Origin of the sequence: Carnobacterium sp. (genome assembly GCF_040274945.1) — a bacterium.
Taxonomy (GTDB): domain Bacteria; phylum Bacillota; class Bacilli; order Lactobacillales; family Carnobacteriaceae; genus Carnobacterium_B.
Genome location: NZ_JBEMAR010000003.1, coordinates 1 through 20,324 on the forward strand (window position 1 = coordinate 1; position 20,324 = coordinate 20,324).

A 20,324-nucleotide genomic window follows, 5' to 3' on the forward strand; every position below is an offset into this window, starting at 1 on the left:
CGAATTCAGGCTTGTTGCTTCTACTCAAATGAAAAACACTTTTGAGTTAACCGAATTCAGGCTTATTGCTTCTACTCAAATGAAAAACACTTTTGAGTTAACCGAATTCAGACTTGTTGATTCAACTCAATTGAAAAGCACTTTTGAGTTAACCGAATTCAGACTTATTTTGTCTATTCAAATGAGATTTTACGTTAATTTGATAATCGATTCCTTTTTCATTGTTAAATCTATCATTTTCGAAACAGTAGTATTTCTTCTGCTCCAATACATCTACTACTTCACAGGTCTTTGTTAAACTTTAATCTATTTATATGGAGGAGTTATATTGAAAAAGAAGCTAATGAAATTATTTTTACTAAGTATTATTCCAATTTTTATAGCATTTCTAATAAACTTTATTTGGGATATTCCTATAAGTTTACTATCAGGTATATTTTATATTATTTTATTTTTGTTTAATCTCCCCAGTGGAAGTTTTATAAGTACAAATACCGACTACAATATTAAAAGAGTTAATCCTCATTACAAATTAGAAAAACAAGATGTTACTTCTTTAAGCAATCAACCTTTGATTACATTAGCTATTTTGATTGTGCTAACTATAGTGAGTTTTCTTATCTATCTTCAACAAATACAAAACTAAAAGCATTGAACCTAATTTTTGACATTTTAGGGATTACCTTTATAAAAAATAGTAGGAATTCTTTTAATACAATCGTACAAAAAAACAAGCCATATCAGATTTATTCTGGTATGGCTTGTTTTTAATTTGTATTCTTATCTAATTGTGTTAAGAGCTTTAGTCCATAACAATAAGTCATCAAACATGCCTTGTGCATTAACTTTATTATAGTCATTTGGTTTGAAAACACTCATGTTTTCAAAATCAGTCATTAGAGAGAAGTTTGTTGTTGTGTGTACAGAAGCTACACTTAGTTCCCCTAAAATCACACGCATGTTTTCATGAGCACGTGCGCCACCTAAACTACCATATCCAACTAGTGCTGCTGTTTTATTCGCAACTTCTACTTTTAAGAAATCTAAAGCATTTTTCAATGCTCCACCAACAGCATGATTGTATTCTGGAGTGATAAAGACATATCCATCAAATGAAGCCATTTTTTCTGACCATGCTTGAATTGCTGCGCCTGCTGATGCTTGGCGGTCTCCAGATAGTTCAGCTCCCAATAATGGTAGATCGTAATCTGCTAAAGCAACCATTTCATATTCGACACCTTCATCGTTTCTGTTTACTGCAAATTCATGAATCCATTCTGTTACAGCTGCTGAGTTTCTTCCTACACGTACGCTTCCTGAGATAATACCGATTTTCATAATTTTATTCCTCTTTTCTTCTATTTTTGTTGTTTGTTCATTCTTCCCGAATAATGCTTCGCTCATTCGAGTAAATACAGATTTGTTAGTCAATGTGTTTCCTCCATTACAGATCATTTAATTGAAGGTCACCCACCAATTAACACTTACATTTCGTAAGTACATTTACTAGTATGCCATAGACAAAAATTTATTACAAGTCTATTTATTATTAATTAGAGATTTTTACTAAAAATAAGTGAATTTATTTCTTTTCCCTTTAAATAAAGGTTTCTCTATAGCAGGTTAGTAAAATAAAAGAATAGTTTACTCTATTTGACAAAATAAAATAAACGTATTACAATTACCTCGAATTAGTAATATATTAATTCGTAATTAATTTCAAACATTACATGTAGCTTTATAACATTTAAATTCTGTAATCCAACTATTAAACTTATAAGGAGCGATTGATATGAAGAAAACAGCAGGTATTCACCACATTACAGCTATCGTTGGACACCCTCAAGAAAACATTGATTTTTATGCCGGTATTTTAGGTTTGCGACTTATTAAAAAAACGGTCAATTTTGATGATCCAGGTACGTATCATCTCTATTTTGGAGATGACGGTGGAAAACCTGGTACTATTATTACTTTCTTCCCTTGGGCTGGAGCTGCACAGGGAAAAATCGGCGGAGGTCAAGTTGGTGTGACCACTTACGCTATTCCAGTTGGTTCCTTATCTTATTGGGAAACTAGATTAAATAAATTTGCGATTCGTTACAAAAAAGCAAATCGTTTTGGTGAAACCTATTTACAATTTGAAGATTACCATGGTTTACAACTCGAATTAGTTGAACGTGCAGATGGTCAACTTAACAATTGGACTTTTGGAGAAGTAACTTCTGATGTAGCAATAAAAGGATTTGGCGGAGCAATATTGTATTCCACTGATCCAAATTCAACAATTGAAACACTTCAAGAAACGATGGGTTTGGAAAAAATAGCTGAAGAAGACGATCTTATTCGGTTGAAAGCTTATGGAGAAATTGGAAATATTATCGATGTTAAACAAAGTGCACTTGCTCAAGGGATAATGGGCGTTGGAACGGTCCACCATATTGCGTGGCGCGCAAAAGATGAAGCCGATCACGTTGATTGGCAAGACTATGTTTATAACAAAGGGTACGGTGTAACAGAAATAAAAGACCGCAACTATTTTAACGCTATTTATTTTAGAGAATATGGCGATATTTTATTTGAAATAGCAACCGATACTCCTGGTTTTGCACATGATGAATCTTATGAGACAATGGGACAAAGCTTGAAACTACCAATTCAATATGAAAGTGCACGAGAAAAATTAACCACTAACCTGATTCCAATTGAAGTCAGAGAATTGGATTAAACAATATTTTAAAACTACATCAACTAATTGGAGGAATAATTTATGAACGAATTTGCAGGAATTCACCACGTAACCGCAATAACAAGTAGCGCTGAAAAAATCTATGACTTTTATACAAATGTCTTAGGTATTCGCTTAGTTAAAAAAACCATCAATCAAGATGATATTCACACTTACCACCTATTCTTCGCAGATGAAAGCGGCAGTCCAGGAACAGATATGACCTTTTTTGATTTTCCAAATATTCCAAAAGGATCAAAAGGAACGGATGACATTTCAAGAACTTCTTTTCGTGTACCAAGTGATGCAGCGCTAGATTATTGGGTTAAACGATTCAACAAATATGCTGTTAAACATGGAGAGATTAAAGAAATGTTTGGGGTCAATACTTTACAATTTGAAGATTTTGATGAACAACAATATCAATTGATCTCGGATGAAAAAGATACTGGAGTGGCTTCCGGAAAACCTTGGCATAAAGGTCCTGTCCCTGACGAATTTGCCATTACCGGTTTAGGTCCTATTTTCTTTAGAGTTTCAAATTTTGACTATATGAAGCAAATTCTTGAAAAAGTTCTTTTATTCAAAGAAATCGCAGTTGAGGGGGACTACCACCAATTTGAAGTTGGGGAATTTGGTGGTAACGGCGCTCAAATCATTGTTGAATCAAATACGAGTATGCCACGTGGAAGACAAGGATACGGCAGCGTACATCATGTTGCTTTCCGTGCAAAAAATCGTGAGAATCTTGATTATTGGACGGAACGGATGCAAAGTTTTGGGCTGCCAAATTCAGGATATGTCGATCGTTTCTATTTTGAATCCACGTATACAAATATCTATCCTGGTATTTTATTTGAGCTAGCTACGGATGAACCTGGCTTTATTGATGATGAAGAATCCATTGAAATTTTAGGTGAGACACTTGCTTTACCGCCAGCTTTTAGAAATGACCGTAGTCGTATTGAATCATTGGTACGTCCTATTGATACTGTACGCAGCACAAAAGTATTTGAAAAAGAGTATTTAGATTAAGTGACCTTTTAGGGGCAAATAATAAAGGAGGAATAGTATGAAACATTTATTTATTAAAGGAAAAGATCAAACGAAACCGACTTTGCTTCTACTACATGGAACTGGAGGCACTGAACGTGACCTTCTTCCTCTTGCAGCAGAAATCGATCCAGATGCAAATGTTTTAAGTGTCCGAGGAAATGTTTCAGAAAATGGCATGCCACGCTTTTTCCGCCGTCTTGCTGAAGGAATCTTTGATGAAGAGGATTTAATTTTCCGTACAAAAGAATTAAATGTATTTCTTGATGAAGCTGCTAATCAATATGAGTTTGACCGCACAAACATTTTAGCTATAGGGTATTCAAATGGAGCAAACATTGCTGCTAGTCTTCTCTTTCATTATGGTGATGCATTGTCTGGAGCTATTTTGCATCATCCAATGGTCCCTCTAAGAGGCATTTCTTTACCTGATTTATCAAGTAAGTTTGTCTTTATCAGTGCTGGAACAAACGATCCAATCTGCCCTTCAAAAGAATCAGAAGAATTGTATGTTACACTGGAAAAAGCACACGCTAAAGTTGAGATTCATTGGGAAAGCAACCAACATCAATTAACGTATAGTGAAGTTGCTGCTGCAGCTAAATGGTACCAACTAACTTACGCTTGATAAATACTGTTTTAATTAACTTAACCTGAACAAAATAAGCCTTAAACGAATGATTTATTTCGCTTAAGGCTTATTATTTTTTAATTAGTAACTTAGTTCAATGAGTTCACAAATTAACCATAAGGCACTTAAAAAAAACTAGTTAACTCAAGCAGAGGAAGGATTTGAGAAATTAAGCGAACAAGACAAAGTTAGAGATAGTATTCTCTTTTTTGAACAATTAAAAGAAAAATCACTCTAAGTTCTGTTAGCCACGTTGCTTTTAGACATATGTTATACTTTATAATAAACGAAAGGAACGTGATACTGATGAAAATATCTTTAACTCATCCGCATACTCACCAAATAAAGCACATAAAAGTCGGTTTTTCATGGACTACCTTATTTTTTGCTTTTATGCCTGCTCTCTTTCGTGGAGACTTTAAGTGGTTTTCTATTCAACTCGTTTGTGCTGCCCTTTCATTGGATTTCTCCAGCCTAATTTTTGCTTTCATCTACAATAGATTGTACATCAACGACTTACTTGAAAAAGGTTATGTACCGGCAGACAAACACGCTGCTAAAGTATTAGCCAATAAAAGGTTTATTGGACGTAATTAAGTTTATTGTCTTAGCTTAGTCCGTACTTCTTTTAAAATAGTTTTAAAAAATAGATTAGGTGCGTAGTTGATTGCAGCACCTAATCTATTTTTTCACTTTATATTTATGAAAGTTAGCTATTCTTAATCCCAATGTGGCGGTGCATCTTCGCGCGAAATATGAATCGTTCCTTCTTTGTGCTCTGGTGTAGAGTATAATGTATACAGCTTTAAGGGTTTGCCACCGGTGTTGATGATGTTGTGCCACCTATTTTCAGGTACCATTACAGCATCATTCTTGGTAATGGCTCTTTCAAAGTTTAAATTATCTTTGGTTTCACCAATTTTACATACGCCCTGACCTTCTACAATACGTATGAACTGATCAATGCCTTCATGAACTTCTAATCCAGCTTCCTCATTTTCCTTAATGGACATCACCGTCAGTTGTAAATTTTCACCTGTCCAAATCGTGGTACGGAAATTATTGTTTTGGATAGTTGCCTCTTCAATGTCAAACATATAAGGCTTTTTGCCATGATCTTTAAATTCCATTGCTATTTCCCTCCTTTTGATCTAGTTTTGGGTAGTTGTCTACTTCTTTACACAGGATTCCACGTTTATTGTAGCGCTTCCAAATTAAAAAGTCATCTTTAAACACTTTGAACTAAATTACCAATCCATCTTTCAATTTATTCATTAACAAACGAGCAATTTTGCCAATGAAGAATGGCAAAATTGCTCGTTTAACTTTTACTTTTTATGTATTCTAACTGATTACCCACAAGTGAAGAATAGACTCTAGCTGCTGCTATTCAATTTCCACTTCTATCATTGTTATTTCTCCATCTGCTGAAACCTTGCTTATTCCTCTAGACTTATCTCTCTTATTTTCCCATTCGATTAAGTACTCGCTATCTATTTCTACTGTCGAAATAATCTTAGCTTCACCTAACTGATTGCTGTACTCTTTTATAATGTACTGTTCAGCCTTGTCTTCGGACATCACTGAACAACCGGTTAATAAAAAAATAAGTGAGGCATAAATGAGCAATGATATGTTCCTCATAAAATAATCTCCTCTTCAGTTTATTATTTTGTCAAAAACATGTTCGATTACTAACTAAACTTTTATTTTTTTAAGAACTAACGCTGAGATAATAAAGCCGATTAAAAGAGACCCAGCAATCAGAAAAAATGATGGTAACGCTTGGCTTAGCCCCTCACCATAAAAATAATTTTGGAATAACTTAAAAATGCCAAATCCGATGATAGCAGATGTTAATAACCCAATAACATAAAATAATAAAGTATGAGTAAATGTATTATTATCGATCACTCTTTCATCCTCATTGTTCATACTCCCGCCTGTGTGTACAGGCTCAGCACTATCAAGTGAGTTTTTGTCGGCATCTTGACCGACATTTACTCTAGCGTATAAAGAATTTGAAATATTACTCTGTTGATTATACTTATTTTGCTTATCGCGATCACTCATTTTTAAAGCCCCCTTTTCTTCTCAACATCTAGGTGTTAAATGAATTAGTTAATTATAAAACAATTATAACGTTATTACCCTTATTTCGAAAGCGCTCTTTTAGGATACGCTTAATAAGAGCATCATGCCTAAAAAAATAATAAAAAAGAATAAGAGCGTTTCAAATCGGTGAACCGGAAGTCGTTGTCGAATTCCCTTGCCAATTTTGTGGGCTAGATAAATCGCTGGAAGCGAAGCAATATAAAAAATAAATAACTCTTTTGACCACAATCCCCCTAACGCTTGTCCAGTAACTATTAAAAGACTTGAAATAATAAAATGACTTTGTAGAGTACTTTGAAAAGTCTTCATTTCCCAATCTCGGAAGGTTCCATAAATTACAATAGGAATTCCGTTCATGTTATAGGCGCTTCCAAGAACACCTGAAAGAAGACCAAAAGGCAAAGGTAAAAAATTACTTTCTTTCCATTTTTTGGGTAACTCCAGTTGAAATCGTTGTTTTATCAATGAATAAACACCGTAAAAAAGAAGGAAAACCCCTAAAATTAGTGTTACTCTTTCTTGAGGCATATTTTTGACTAGATAAAGTCCAATAGGAATTCCGACAAAAGTACTAATTGAAAGAAGAATAAGAATGCGACGATCAATATACTTCCATGCAGAAAATATGGCCATGAGTCCCACAGACAAACCAGTTAAGCCAATAAGAGAAACACTTGTATGAATAGAAAGTGGAAGTAACGCTAATAAAGGCATAGAAATAACTGAATCCCCGAACCCAAAAGTAGAACGTGTCAGTGAACCTAAAAAAACGATTAAAATCACTAAAATAATGACAGAAATAGGCATTAAAAAAAACTCCTTTTACAATTAAATAGTTAATCTTTATTGTATCATAGTTAAATTTCAAACCTTTATATTAAACAAAAAAGCCATTAACTATTTAGAGTTAATGACTTTTTAGATCAATATAAAAAGTATACTGAGTTTTTATAAAAACAGTCCAACAAACATAGCAGATAAGATAGGAACAATAAATCCACCTAGCATTCCTCTTAGAGCAAGTTTAGATAAATCATTTTTCCTAGTTGGTGCAAATACTGATAATCCAGTTACACAAATCGCGATACTGGCAAATGCGCCAAAACTACCTACAGCAATGGATAACATAGCTACAGCTCTATCTGATAGTTCAGCCATCATAGGTGCTAAATCGGCATAAGCAACAAATTCATTAATAGACATTTTTGTACCTAAAATTTGCCCAGCTATCATTGCTTCAGAGCCATTTAGCCCCATCAACCAACCAATCGGTAGAAAGACATAGCCTAAAGCCTCTGTAAAACTCGTTCCTACTAAACCTAAAATACTATTTAATAAGGCCACAATCGAGATCACGGCAATCAAACTAGCACCGATACCTAGAACCATTTGTAACCCATTATTGATTCCTTCAGACATTGCAGAAAAAATTGACGTATTAGATCCTTTACGGTCTAGTGTTACGTCTGACACTTGGCTGACTTCTGTTTCAGGTGTCAAAATTTTTGCAACTAGCATTGACCCAAATGGCACCAAAGCAGTTGTGATCAGCAACCATTTCATAGGAATACCTAGCAAATTATACCCTACTAAAATAGAAGCTGACATTGAGCCCATTCCTGAAACCAAAACCGTCATGAGCTCTGATTTCGTCATATTTGGCAGGTATTTGGCTACTAAGAAAGGAGATTCTGTTTGGCCTAGGAACATATTTGCTACCGCTACAAACGACTCTGCTTTCTCTGTACCTAGCAGTTTACCTACACCACCTCCAATAATTTTCACTACCCAACCTACTACACCTAAGTAACCTAGGATACCTGTTAAGCCCGATAAGAAAATAATGACTCCCAGTACATCAATAAAGAAATACCCTTGTCCAAATAGATCTCCAAACACAAAAGTTAGCCCTTCATTAGCAAAACTAAACAGCTTTGTTACACCGCTTGCTAATTGTTCAATAATCCAACTACCAATAGGAACTTTAATTAAGAATAATGACAAAACAATTTGCGCTCCTAAAGCAGTAAAGACTGTTCTTTTATTAATAGCTTTTTTATTATCAGATAGGAGATAAACAATCCCCAACATAACGATAATTCCTAAAATCGTGATCAATTTATTCATTTATTCCCTATCTCCATCTCTGCTAATTTATCTTTAACCATTGTTACAACCGTATAGGCATCTGCAGGGTTGTTGACTACATCAATCTTATCTATGTTGATAATCAACACCTCAGAGGCGTCATAATGTTTGGCAACCCAATTGTCATAGCCCTTCCAAAGTGCTCTATAATAATCTAGCAACCCTTGATCCTGCTCAAAGTCTCTGCCACGCAAACCAATACGGTAAAGAATCGTTTCAAAAGACCCTTGCAAATAGATCATTAAATCAGGTGATTTTTTTGGCAATTCTTGTAATTCTTCCATCATGTTATTAAGCAACTTTTCATATATACTAAATTCCGTTTCAGAAATACGCCCTAGTTCAGTATTTACTTTCGCAAAATACCAGTCCTCATAGATTGATCGATCTAAAACATTATTTTGATTATGTAGCGCTTCTTTAATACTTTTAAACCGACTATTCAAAAACTCTAATTGCAGTAAGAATGGGTAACGTTTGACTCTTTGTTCCTCTTCGCTTGCTGTATAAAATAAAGGCAAGATTTCGTTATCCTCTACATTTTCATAAAAGACCTCAGTACCTAAAGAACCTCCTAAAAGTTCAGCCACACTTGTTTTTCCTGCTCCGATCATTCCACCAATTACTAAAATCGCCATCTACCCCTCTCCTTATTTCAAGGAAAAAGAGTAGCCCATTGAGCTACCCTTTTTCTATTTAGTTAAACATTTGTGATCTTGATCATCTTTGTTGCTTTAGTTCATATTGGTTTGCTAAACAAATTTCAGAGTAATCTTCCATTCATTTAAAACTACTTATTTTATAAATAGCCACAATCTCATCCAACAGCACCTTAGTTATAATACTACTATTTCCCAAATTTTTCAATACAAAAACACAATATATACCATTTTAAATAAAAACAAACACAACATGTTGTGTCGTCGCTAAATTTATGTTTTTCATTTAACTGTTATGCTCTAAGACTAGAAAGACAACCTATTGTATCATATTTAGCTATGAATATTAGGAAGTCTAATTGATTTTTCACTTAGTTTTTCAAAAAAATAGACAAATCACTGGATTATCCCACATGATTTGTCTATTTTTCCACCTATTTCTATTATTTAATTGAGCTCTGGCATACTACCCGGTTCTCCTTCACCTGGTTTTTGCATATCGCCATTACCAGGCTGTTGCATGCCTTCTTCCATTTGACCCGTTATAGTACCTACAGTTGTTGAAATTGATGAAATTGGGACCTCAAACGTCTCATCATTAACGGATAAGGTATAAGTTTCATCTACTGCTAAATCAGCTGAACTAAACTGCACAGAAGTGAAACTTTTATCTGCTGTCCATGACAAAAGAATAGTACCGTCTGCATCGCTTAATTCAATTTCACTCCCTGCTTCATAAGTGTTTTCGAATCCGTATAACACACTTGCTTGACTAGAACTTTCTGAAAAAGTTACAGCCATACCTGAACTACCAGCAGCCTTTAATGTTCCTCCAGTAATAATAGTATCCCCATTTGAATCAATTGTTCCGTTTCCGTCATTTTCTGGACCACTAACTGTCGTTAATCCTCCAGAAATTTCAATTGTTCCATTTGAATCTAATCCATCACCGCTACTATTCACTGTCAGTGTACCACCAGAAATGATTAATGCATTTTCACTACTACCAGCTGTTTCACCGGGACCAGTTTGTTCGCTAGTTGTGGAAGTACCGCTAGATGCGTTTAACCCATCATCACTAGCTAAAACCGTTATCTCCCCGTCACTGATCGTGATCGTCTTGCCTTCAATACCTTCATAACTTTCTGTAATCGCAACAGTTGAACCGTTTAATTGCACATCATTGTTCGCATGTAAGCCATCATCACCAGAAGCTAATGATAATGTCCCACCTGAGAGTATCATGTTGCCATCAGTATGAACTGTGTCATCAGCCGCATTAATAGTGATTGTTCCATCATTGATTATCAACTCGCCAGTGGCTTTTAACCCTTTTGTACTTGTCGAACTAGTATCGTCCGTATCCAAATTTTCCTCTGTTTCTGTTTCTGCAGTTTGATTAAAGAAGTCCATACCTTCCGATGTTTTCGCTACTGCATTGGCACTTCCGCCGCCTGCTGTAATGTCAAAAGTCCCGCCATCAATTTGAAGCAGTGTTTCAGCTTGAATACCGTCTTGCTCAGCATCTATCACGAAATCTCCACCTGCAATATAAACAAATCCTCTTCCTTCTTCTTGATCGTTGTCAGATTGGATACCATCAGTACCTGTGTTAAACGTGAATGTTCCGTCTTTGATTTTGATTGCATCTTTTCCTGACAGACCTTGTCCAACAGCAGTAATTTGATACGTTCCACTTACGATAATCAAATCATCTTTTGATACAATGCCATGATTTGTATTTCCATTTACTGTTAAGTTTCCAGAGCCGTTCACTGTTAAATCAGCCTTACTAAAAATTGTTCCATCAATAGTTGTTGCATCATCACCTGTTCCGATAGATGCTGTACTTCCAGCTTTATCCGTCAGTGTATTTTCTGAACCTTCTGCTAAAGTCACAAAAACTTTCTCTGCTTCTTCAATAAGCAGCGGCGCACTGCTTGAAGAGGTGATCTCTACTCCGTCAAAAATCAAATGAACCTCTTCAGTGTCCGGTGCAGTTACTTTGATTTGACCATCTGAGAGAGTTCCACTGACTAAGTAAGTTCCTCCTGTAGTAATAGTAACAATATTATCCTCAATCGTCGCTCCCTCTCCATCACTCGTACTTTGATCATCAGTCAGTTGAACAGTGGTTGCTTCCGACTCGTCATACCCGACTTCAAGATCATCTGAGCTGAATTCTAAGTCATAGTCCACTGTACTTTCCGAAGTGCCAGAATCAGCAATTACAGTAGATTCTGCACTTTGGGCAGTATCAGAAGAAGTTGCTTGGCATCCAGCTAACATGACTAAAACAGCTAGTGACAAGAATGGGGTGATTTTCGTATAGTTCATCTTTTTTTTCATTATAATTCTTCCTTTCCAGATAACGAGCGGCCACAAATAATTTCCAAGTTTCCATTCCTACAACGCAAAGCATCAATCAGTTGTTTTTCTTGCATTGGATCTTTCAACTCAATGGTGTATTCAAGACGAAATAGACTACCCATGTTGGTCGTTTTCACTCTCAGCATTTGATAACTAGATAGGTATCGTTCGAAAACATCATCAAAGATCGTGCTATAATCTAGGTTTTCGGGAATAGTGATTTTTAACATACGGACCTGTTCACCCATTTCACCGAAGTTGGAAAGATTTAGTATTACCATCACACCACAAATAACCAAAGCAAATACTACGGCAACTCCTATATAGCCCATACCAGTTGCTAAACCTATAGCCATAGCCAGAAATATGCTACTGATTTCCTTAGCCGAACCCGGAACCGATCGGAATCGTACTAGACTGAATGCTCCCATCACAGCAACTCCGGCTCCAACGTTCCCATTAACCAACATAATGACCATTTGCACCATAGCCGGCAATAGAAATAACGTACCTACAAATCCTTTAGAATATTGATTTTGGTGCATATAGGTCCATGAAATAAACCCACCTAAAATCAAACTTGCTAGTGTACAAAAAATAAAACTTGAAATTGAAAACGCAGACGTACTTTCCATATATAAACTATTAAATAATTCACTCATACACTAAAAACCTCTCTTTCGTTTACTTCCATTGTTGGTTCTTCTTGTTTCTTTAAATAATCTTGATACCCATTAGCATATTTTGAAAATTTGGTTGGGTAAATTTGTTGGTTAGATAAAATACGGGCGAGCCATACAGGCATTGCTCCACAAATTTTTATTTCCATCAACAAGTGATTTTCCGGTAAAATTGCTTTGCCATACGATCCAGATGATAATGAAAGATCCTCTGTTCGGTATAAAATTTCTTGATCAAAAGTGATTCGGATATCGTCATCCAACTTTCCAAAGTACGCTAGTCTTCTATAAGACAAATACATAGCTGGCTCTAAGTCCGGATAAAAAGAAAGGACGGACTCAAATTCACGTACTTTTTGATTATCACTGACAGATTCAAGCTCATTTTGATGTGTTAGAAATCTTTCCGCATGTTTCAATTGCATCTTTGTTCTTCTTTTGTAGACAATCCCATCAAACTTTTTCTTAATCTCGATATAAATTGAATCTTCTTTTGTTGGAACACCATAACTACGCAATCGAACTTTTTCTTTATAGAGCGGTTTACTCATTGAGTGACGTATCAAAAACCAACTCGGGGTATCATAGTAAATATTTGTGATCAAATGCTTGCCGTATTGGTCCAGTTCCATGTACGGTCTAAGTTCTATAAGCAATTTATTCCAATGCTCATAAGTAATTAAGTACTTTGTTTCCTTTCGTTCAAAAACACTTTGATAATTAGCCATATCCATTACCTCCTTGATCGATGGATACAATATAAAACTTGAACCTTAATTGAACCTTAAGTTTAAAATTTAGAAGCAACTTTGTATGTCAGAGGCAACGCTAAGGCAACTAAAGAAGTTCATCTGCTCTTCATGGCAACTATGTAAAAAAACACTGAACCGATGACATAAAAAGAAGAATGGCCCAATTTTCTTAAAGAAAATTGGGCCATTCTTTATTAAATTTAGGGCTGATACTTTTTATTGTTTCAAACCCCGTTTTCATCATGTTTTCCTAACTCTGATGCTTCTTCTATCAGGTTCTGTCAAGACCTTCAGTCAGACACTTTCCATCTGTTTTAATGACTTCTTTGAACCATTCGTAACTTTTCTTAGGAACTCTCTCCATGTCTTTCAGATCATGGTTATCACGGTTCACATACACTAATCCATAACGTTTACGCATATCTCCTTGTGAACTTAAAATATCAATCAAGCCCCATCCAAGATAGCCCATTACTTCTACTCCATCGATGTACATAGCGTCATACATGGCTAATAAATGTTTCTTATGATAGTCGATGCGATAGTCATCTTCTATTAGATTCGATCCATCCCACTCTTCCTTCACTCCAATACCATTTTCAATTGGAAAGACAGGTACCTGATAGCGTTGATATAATTTGTTTAACACATCTCGGAATCCAAGTGGATCAATCTGCCAGTTCCATTCTGTAGTATCTAAATGTGGATTGTCTAATCTCCCGTAATGCATATACTCATTTGGAACTGTTCCCGCTGGAATCTTTTCAGCGCTGATGGTTGACGAAGCATAATAACTAAAACTGATAAAATCATTCTTCTGATTTTGAATTGTTTCTAATTCTCCAGATAATATGTTCATATCAATTTCGTTGTTTTTCACAAACTGCATCATTTCTTTTGAATACGTTCCTTTTGTATAAGCGTCAAGTAACGTATAGTTTACAAATTCATCCCATTTTCTAGCTGCTAGAATATCTCCAGGCTTGCAAGTTGCTGGATAAACTTCACTATAAGCTAGCATTCCACCAATCTGAGCATCTGTTGTTTCGTGAAGATAATTGGCAATTTCAGCATGAGCCACCATGACATTGTGTAAAATTTGATATAACTCATTTGTCGTCTTTTCTCCCTGTAAATATCCACTGATTCTAAATGCTTCTGGGACATGGTAGAGATTCTGCTCATTGAATACAATCCAGTACTTCACTTTATCCGCATAACGATCGACCATTTCTTTTCCATATCTGACGAAGGCATTCAGTACTTCTTTTGAAACTAGCCCATTATATTTTTCTGCTAAATGCAAGGGCATGTCAAAATGATACAGACAGATCATCGGCTCGATACCTCTTTCAAGCAATCCCTCAATGAATCGATCATAATAAGCAATGCCTTCTTCATTCAATTCACCGTTACCGTTTTTAATCACTCGTGACCAAGAAATCTGGAACCGATACATATTCATGCCTAAGTCTTTGATGTAATCTAGATCTTGTTCAAAATGATGATAATTATCATTCGCAAATTTCCAATCACTTGTATCTTCCGTCGCTTCTCTTACATCGTAAACAGACGGGCTCTTTCCACCCTCATCCCATCCTCCCTCAGTTTGCATGCTTGATACTGAATTACCCCAAAAAAATTTAGTCATCGTCTAGTCTCCTCGTCTTTGAATTAAAATGTAATCGGTTTATATTCATACTCTAGCAAAGTTTTATTTTTATGTAAAGACCGGAATATATTATAATACGAATCATGTATAGTTTTTCTTTTTGACAAAAATGACGAAATAAAGATACTTAAACTGGACAAAGAAAAGACAAGTCTTCTGATTTATATCAGTGACTTGCCCAGCTATTTTTTATTTTATTGGCAATACAACTTCAAAAGCAATGGTTTCATCATCTATTGAGATGGCTCTAATTTGTCCGTGGTAATTTTCTACTATGGCAGCTGCCAAAGATAGCCCGATGCCATAACCTCCAGCTGTGTGTTTTCTTGCTTGATCTTCTCTGTAAAAACGGTCAAATAATCGATCAAATTTTTGGGGCATTTCGTTAACCGTATTAGAAATGAGCAATTTGATTTTATTGCTTTGTTGTCTACTTAAATGAACTTGAATGGTTCCCGGTTCTCGAACATATTTATTTGCATTATCCATTAATAGCGAACACAACTTATGAATCGACTCTACTTCTGCTTGAATAAATAAATCCGGTTGAATATCTAGAGCAACAGTAACCTTTTTTTGCTCACCAATAAGAACATAAGGTTCACACGTTTCGCGCAAGATTTTCGAAAAATTAACCGGTTCAATCTTAGGTTTATAGGACTCCTCTTCCATTTGTGTAAGTTGAATCATACTTTCCATCAAACCATTTAAACGGCGAATTTGTTTTCCAGTACTTTCTGTCCATTCATTCTCTCCGTTAAGCATTTGCTGCACATCATTATTAGCTGAAATAATAGCCAAGGGAGTTTTTATCTCATGACCCATATCGGTAATAAATTGCTTTTGGCGATCAATACTTTCTTGAACAGGTTTCACTATTTTTTTTGAAAAATAAACTACCAACAAAAAAATGAGTGCTAAACTGATGAACCCAATGGATAATGAATTTTGAAAGAAGGTTCTCACCGTCTGCAGCTCCCGTTGGCTGTCAACAAACAGCAGCAAAAAAGTTTCATCCTCTTGCTCTACAACTCTATACCGAAAAACATCCACGTATCCTTTTGTATCATCTGAAGATAAGATATCCTCTGCATAAATCCGTCCTGTTTCAGAATTGACCGACCGTATTCGTGTTGTATCGATTTGAATGACTTGTCGATTGGAATTGGCAACAGCAGTAAAATAACGAGTTTCAAAAGGGGTCTCTGCTGACACCGCTTGATTTGGCGGTAAGATTCCTGGTTCTTGTTCTGTGAATTCCTCATCTGGAAATTCTCCGCCATTTTCAGTTAAAACACTCAAAATTTCATCTGCTCTTTCAGCTGCGTGGAAGTAATTTGTGGCGTTCAATGAAATTAATACGACAGACATTACCACAAAAACGGTGCTCATAGTAACCAGTATAAATTTTTTTCTTAGCTTCTCAATCATTTAATAACCTCCAGCGAATAGCCCACACCACGAGTGGCAACTATTTTGACATGAACTTCTAGTTCCGCTAATTTTTTTCGCAAATTACTTAAATGTACCCATATACTGTTCATTTCGATATCCGCATCCCAACCCCAGATGCGTTCGATCATTTGGTCGGCTGAAAAAATTTGTTTTGGATTTTCCATTAGTAATTGCAAAATTTGACATTCTTTGTTTGATAATTTTATTTCGTCTTGACCATTACTGATACGCATATTATCTTTGTTCAACTCTAAATCTTCAAATGTTAAATTGTTCGCTTGTAAGACTGTTTTTCGGCGTGTCATTGCACGTACGCGTGCTAATAACTCTCCCATTGCAAATGGTTTTGTTAAATAATCATCTGCTCCAAGATCCAGTCCGTTGATACGATCCTCGATGGCTGATTTTGCTGTCAAAAGCAAAATTGGCGTTTCTTTACCTTCTTTTCGCAACTTTTCTAGAACTTCTAGCCCAGAGCGTTTAGGCATCATAATATCAAGAATAAGCCCATCGTATTCAGCTAAGGAAGCATATTCATAAGCATCTTCTCCATCATGAACACTATCCACAGTGTATCCTTGGTTTTCTAAAATCACTTGAATGGCACGAGCCAGATCTTGTTCATCTTCTGCTAACAAAAGGCGCATATCAAAACCTCCTTAAAAGCTTCTTTTGATTAGCATAGGCCACTCGATTAAGATGTGCAACATAATTTGCAACAATAACAACCGCTGAAAGTACTCACTGAACACGCTAAGTCACTTATATACTTAGTTTTTTTTACTCTTCTTGTGAAAAATTGAAAGATACTATACTATTAATATATACGATTTATTCTGTTTTTTGGAAAGAAAATAGACTAATGAAAAGGAGGTTTTTTTGTGAATACTACTAATATCGACAAACAAAACAGCCATCTGGATTTGAGTGATCCAGAGGTTAAAGCTGTTTTTAAACTTTATCAAGATTATGCTGAAGTTCCTTATATTTCACCTGAACGTGATTTAGAAAAATGGGTAACTGGAGTATCTATTGGCTCTGAAAAGCTTGTACCAAAAAGAAATATGATTCGTTATGATGAAGGTTTATTGCCTGGTCATTTGATTTTATTGTGGCGTATAAATTTTGGTACATTTACAAATACGAGCGGTTGTCCAAAATATTTTGAATACGATTATGGCATCAATGGTGCTCAAGCCTTAGATGAAATTCAAGAAAAAGGATATGCAAACGAACTTTCCGCATCTGATTCACTACCATATTTAAATGCCGCACAATTAAAAGCCATTTTAAAACAATATGAGATAGTGGGGTATTCTAAACTAAAAAAACCAGAACTAATGGAACTGGCTAAAAAACAATTGACGGAGGAGCAACTTGCTCCCCATTTTAAAATCAGAGGGTATAAAATCACTCCATCTGGTGAAGAGTTGTTATTAACTTATCCTGAACCTGTTGAGCATCATCCTAAAAAGAAATACTGATTTAGCTACGCAAAAAAACGGAGTAGAATGAACTACTCCGTTTTTGCGTTCTACTCACTTTCCAATGTAGCTCCAATTACTCTGTTTCTTCCTTGATTTTTGGCCTTGTATAAACAATGTTCGGCTAACCGAAACAGATTTTTCATATCTTTTTTTTGAGTAGAGGCAGCTAAACCAATCGATATAGTCATATTGATGCCAGCTCCATTTTCCAATAAAAATTCTTTACCTGCTACACTAGCTCTGAGTTTTTCGGCAATTTTTTTTTGTTCAGTATACGGTAAGTTGTTTAAAATCAAACAGAATTCTTCTCCTCCAACACGGTAAACCAGTTCACTATCTGGAGCTCCTACCTTTAAAACTGTAGCTAGCTGTCGTAAGATAAAATTACCATTTGCATGTCCATACTTATCATTTATGCATTTAAAATGATCACTATCCAGCATCATGAAAGCTGTTGTTTCAACAGAATCATTTGCAGCAATCGATTGCCACTTTTTATTGAATTCCCTCATATTGTATAAACCAGTTAAGTAATCCACTTTTGCACGTTCTTGCTCTTTTAAAAATAAAGACCGAATTCTTATCAAGTCTTCAATAAATAATGTAACGGCAATAACTACACTACTTGAAAGAATCAGTACGGTTAAGCAAATAAAAGTACTCACTAAAATATCATCATATAAAAGAAATAAGTTCAGAGCAATAGTTGATACACAAATCGCATTAAGCATCAGTAAAATAGCATATCGGTTAAACCATTTCATTAGTTTTTTACACACATAGGGCAATACCAGACCAAGTACAATATATATAGACGCTGTTCGAATCGAACCAGGATTGATTCCCCAGAGTAAACGCAATGCTGCCAATAATAAAGCCATTGGAATAGAAACTGAGCTGCCAAAATAATAAACCAACAAAATTAAAATAATATGCCTGAAGTCTAAAATAACATTTTCAGGTAATCTGACTGAAAATAGCATTAAAAGAGAACTCGTCACCCCAGATAAACCAATCATCCAGAGCCTTTGACTTAAGCTAAGTGTATATATTTTCTTTTTGGGAATCAGTTTAACCAATATATAGGATGCTGTAGTGAGAATCGAGATATTAGCAATAACATTTAAGAAAATAGATGTTAGCTTACAAAACTCCTTCCATCAACCAGACATAGGAAATAATAACTACATAAATCAGTACTTTCTTAACAACACTTCTTTATCTTTTTTGAAGGTTTTCCAAAATAGTAACCTTGTTGGATGAATATTCCTTGTTCTTTTAATCTGTCACTTGTCTCTTGATCTTCAATTCCTTCCACAATGAAATCGAGATGATAATCTTCAGAAAAATGTTTCCAAGCAGTTAAGAACAGATTTAACGTCTCTTCATTTAAATCTTTTTTATCGCATTTTACAATCGAAAATTTAATTTGGTCTAGATAAGAAGTATATTTCAAAACCTCATCTAACGAATTTTTCCCCGAACCTACATCATCTAATGCGATGTAATACCCTTTTTCTTTGATTGATAAAAAAGCAGATTGAAGCTGCTGATCAACTGTTAAAGCATCCAAATCATTCATTGAATCAACAAACAATGGTGCTTCTTCTGTTACTTCGATTATCAATTGTTCAGCAAATTGTTGCATGTTTGCTAAAAAAACATGCGTTTCCGGGTAAAGTAATTGATTTGGTGCAAAATTAATAGAAAATTTTTCTGTGGGTGCTGAATGCAACACTTGCGTCATTTCCTCTTGAAACCATTTCAAAAAACAGGAGTGCTCTTCTTGATTTTTTAAAATATTAGCCATTTTTCCTACTGGATAATACGGATTTTGTTCTTTATTTCTTAACAATACTTCATATCCAACTACTCGATTGTATCGTACATCGACTTTAGGTTGAAAGTAAAATTGAAATTCGTCCATTTAAAAGCCTCCCTTACTATTATGTTAAATCGGTCACTTTCATTAAAAGATAAGTCAGACATCTATTCTCTCATTTGACCATTTAACTAGAGAACGGCTAAAGTTTAAATCATAGCTCACTTATTAAGAATAATTGAAAGCTAATTAATTAGTGTAGTGAGCAAGCAATTCCTCAGAACTATAAATCTGTTGCTCTATATTAATATTCAGTATTTTTTTAGCTAGTGCATTAAATGTATAGTGCTCATCAATCACTACTATATAATCATAATTAGACAACGTCGTTATAAACTCTTCATCCGAAATAATAAAGTTTTCAATCGCATCCACTTGGTTTGAGTATAAATAATATTTCCCTACATACTACGTATAATAGTTGTCTATATTTTCTTTATCTGCACTTACTATCAGGTAACTCGCGTTGTTCAACTCTTGATTGTCCTTCGTAATGCTTTTTATTAAATAAGGTATCTCATTTTCATAGCTCTTATTCATAAACATCATACCATTACTTTCAGATAAAACTAAACCTGTAGAAAAAAACAACAGTAACATCGAACCGTATTGATAATTTTTTTTTGTTTTGATAGTTTTATTTGTTATTATTCAGTTATTGTGTCAATCTTGTTCACAAGTGGTTAATACTA

23 protein-coding genes are annotated in these 20,324 nt (G+C 35.0%); 6 read left to right on the forward strand and 17 right to left on the reverse strand.

Features of this window, described 5'->3' with window-relative positions; genetic code table 11:
- Window positions 1–328 precede the first annotated feature (328 nt).
- Complete coding sequence (locus tag ABS916_RS03865) at window positions 329–646, forward strand: hypothetical protein (protein ID WP_350450664.1); 318 nt, start codon at window positions 329–331, stop codon at window positions 644–646.
- Between the two features lie 134 nt (window positions 647–780).
- Here ABS916_RS03865 and ABS916_RS03870 read toward each other — a convergent pair whose 3' ends face one another.
- A complete protein-coding gene (locus tag ABS916_RS03870) occupies window positions 781–1,431 on the reverse strand; it encodes an NADPH-dependent FMN reductase (protein ID WP_350450665.1) in 651 nt (216 codons plus the stop codon).
- A 361-nt stretch (window positions 1,432–1,792) separates the two neighbouring features.
- Between ABS916_RS03870 and ABS916_RS03875 the strand changes: the two genes are divergently transcribed.
- The 4 genes from ABS916_RS03875 to ABS916_RS03890 all read left to right on the forward strand — a co-directional run bounded on the left by ABS916_RS03875 (window position 1,793) and on the right by ABS916_RS03890 (window position 5,009).
- Window positions 1,793–2,728, forward strand: a complete 936-nt coding sequence (locus ABS916_RS03875; RefSeq protein WP_350450666.1) for a ring-cleaving dioxygenase — start codon at window positions 1,793–1,795, stop codon at window positions 2,726–2,728.
- A 42-nt stretch (window positions 2,729–2,770) separates the two neighbouring features.
- Window positions 2,771–3,763: a ring-cleaving dioxygenase gene (locus ABS916_RS03880; protein ID WP_350450667.1), complete on the forward strand. Its 993-nt coding sequence runs from the start codon at window positions 2,771–2,773 to the stop codon at window positions 3,761–3,763.
- Window positions 3,764–3,800: 37 nt separating this feature from the next.
- Window positions 3,801–4,409 (forward strand): alpha/beta hydrolase, encoded by a 609-nt coding sequence (locus ABS916_RS03885; protein WP_350450668.1) that lies wholly within the window; start codon window positions 3,801–3,803, stop codon window positions 4,407–4,409.
- A gap of 309 nt (window positions 4,410–4,718) precedes the next feature.
- Window positions 4,719–5,009: a hypothetical protein gene (locus ABS916_RS03890; RefSeq protein WP_350450669.1), complete on the forward strand. Its 291-nt coding sequence runs from the start codon at window positions 4,719–4,721 to the stop codon at window positions 5,007–5,009.
- Window positions 5,010–5,131: 122 nt separating this feature from the next.
- Here the strand turns inward: ABS916_RS03890 and ABS916_RS03895 are convergent, their stop codons facing one another.
- The 12 genes from ABS916_RS03895 to ABS916_RS03950 form a co-directional block, all read right to left on the reverse strand.
- The gene (locus ABS916_RS03895; protein ID WP_350450853.1) at window positions 5,132–5,548 is read right to left on the reverse strand and encodes a cupin domain-containing protein; all 417 of its coding nucleotides are present in this window, start codon (window positions 5,546–5,548) and stop codon (window positions 5,132–5,134) included.
- 250 nt (window positions 5,549–5,798) lie between these two features.
- Complete coding sequence (locus ABS916_RS03900; RefSeq protein WP_350450670.1) at window positions 5,799–6,056, reverse strand: hypothetical protein; 258 nt, start codon at window positions 6,054–6,056, stop codon at window positions 5,799–5,801.
- A 54-nt stretch (window positions 6,057–6,110) separates the two neighbouring features.
- The gene (locus ABS916_RS03905) at window positions 6,111–6,485 is read right to left on the reverse strand and encodes a hypothetical protein (protein ID WP_350450671.1); all 375 of its coding nucleotides are present in this window, start codon (window positions 6,483–6,485) and stop codon (window positions 6,111–6,113) included.
- Between the two features lie 99 nt (window positions 6,486–6,584).
- A complete protein-coding gene (locus ABS916_RS03910) occupies window positions 6,585–7,334 on the reverse strand; it encodes a sulfite exporter TauE/SafE family protein (protein WP_350450672.1) in 750 nt (249 codons plus the stop codon).
- A 141-nt stretch (window positions 7,335–7,475) separates the two neighbouring features.
- Complete coding sequence (locus ABS916_RS03915; protein WP_350450673.1) at window positions 7,476–8,654, reverse strand: NupC/NupG family nucleoside CNT transporter; 1,179 nt, start codon at window positions 8,652–8,654, stop codon at window positions 7,476–7,478.
- The gene (locus ABS916_RS03920; RefSeq protein ID WP_350450674.1) at window positions 8,651–9,313 is read right to left on the reverse strand and encodes a deoxynucleoside kinase; all 663 of its coding nucleotides are present in this window, start codon (window positions 9,311–9,313) and stop codon (window positions 8,651–8,653) included. The genes ABS916_RS03915 and ABS916_RS03920 overlap by 4 nt, the downstream gene beginning before the upstream one ends.
- Before the next feature lie 468 nt (window positions 9,314–9,781).
- On the reverse strand, window positions 9,782–11,683 hold the full coding sequence (locus tag ABS916_RS03925) for a carbohydrate-binding domain-containing protein (RefSeq protein ID WP_350450675.1): 1,902 nt from the start codon (window positions 11,681–11,683) through the stop codon (window positions 9,782–9,784).
- Complete coding sequence (locus ABS916_RS03930) at window positions 11,683–12,366, reverse strand: DUF4956 domain-containing protein (RefSeq protein WP_350450676.1); 684 nt, start codon at window positions 12,364–12,366, stop codon at window positions 11,683–11,685. The genes ABS916_RS03925 and ABS916_RS03930 overlap by 1 nt, the downstream gene beginning before the upstream one ends.
- Entirely contained in the window at window positions 12,363–13,112 is a 750-nt protein-coding gene (locus tag ABS916_RS03935; RefSeq protein ID WP_350450677.1) for a polyphosphate polymerase domain-containing protein, read from the reverse strand. Before ABS916_RS03935 ends, ABS916_RS03930 begins: the two co-directional genes overlap by 4 nt.
- 295 nt (window positions 13,113–13,407) lie before the next feature.
- Window positions 13,408–14,787, reverse strand: coding sequence for a glycoside hydrolase family 1 protein (locus ABS916_RS03940; RefSeq protein ID WP_350450678.1), 1,380 nt, complete (start codon window positions 14,785–14,787; stop codon window positions 13,408–13,410).
- A gap of 210 nt (window positions 14,788–14,997) precedes the next feature.
- On the reverse strand, window positions 14,998–16,239 hold the full coding sequence (locus ABS916_RS03945) for a sensor histidine kinase (protein ID WP_350450679.1): 1,242 nt from the start codon (window positions 16,237–16,239) through the stop codon (window positions 14,998–15,000).
- Complete coding sequence (locus ABS916_RS03950; protein WP_350450680.1) at window positions 16,236–16,910, reverse strand: response regulator transcription factor; 675 nt, start codon at window positions 16,908–16,910, stop codon at window positions 16,236–16,238. Before ABS916_RS03950 ends, ABS916_RS03945 begins: the two co-directional genes overlap by 4 nt.
- 234 nt (window positions 16,911–17,144) lie before the next feature.
- On the opposite strand from ABS916_RS03950, the gene ABS916_RS03955 reads away from it, so the two are divergent.
- Window positions 17,145–17,747 carry a Rho termination factor N-terminal domain-containing protein gene (locus ABS916_RS03955; protein WP_350450681.1) on the forward strand — a complete coding sequence of 201 codons (603 nt, stop codon included), beginning with the start codon at window positions 17,145–17,147 and terminating at the stop codon, window positions 17,745–17,747.
- Window positions 17,748–17,797: 50 nt separating this feature from the next.
- On the opposite strand, the gene ABS916_RS03960 is transcribed toward ABS916_RS03955, so the two are convergent.
- The 4 genes from ABS916_RS03960 to ABS916_RS03975 form a co-directional block, all read right to left on the reverse strand.
- Window positions 17,798–18,733 carry a GGDEF domain-containing protein gene (locus ABS916_RS03960; protein WP_350450682.1) on the reverse strand — a complete coding sequence of 312 codons (936 nt, stop codon included), beginning with the start codon at window positions 18,731–18,733 and terminating at the stop codon, window positions 17,798–17,800.
- 221 nt (window positions 18,734–18,954) lie between these two features.
- Window positions 18,955–19,677, reverse strand: coding sequence for an EAL domain-containing protein (locus ABS916_RS03965; RefSeq protein WP_350450683.1), 723 nt, complete (start codon window positions 19,675–19,677; stop codon window positions 18,955–18,957).
- Window positions 19,678–19,821: 144 nt separating this feature from the next.
- Window positions 19,822–20,007, reverse strand: coding sequence for a hypothetical protein (locus ABS916_RS03970; protein ID WP_350450684.1), 186 nt, complete (start codon window positions 20,005–20,007; stop codon window positions 19,822–19,824).
- A 33-nt stretch (window positions 20,008–20,040) separates the two neighbouring features.
- Complete coding sequence (locus ABS916_RS03975) at window positions 20,041–20,232, reverse strand: hypothetical protein (protein WP_350450685.1); 192 nt, start codon at window positions 20,230–20,232, stop codon at window positions 20,041–20,043.
- Window positions 20,233–20,324 lie beyond the last annotated feature (92 nt).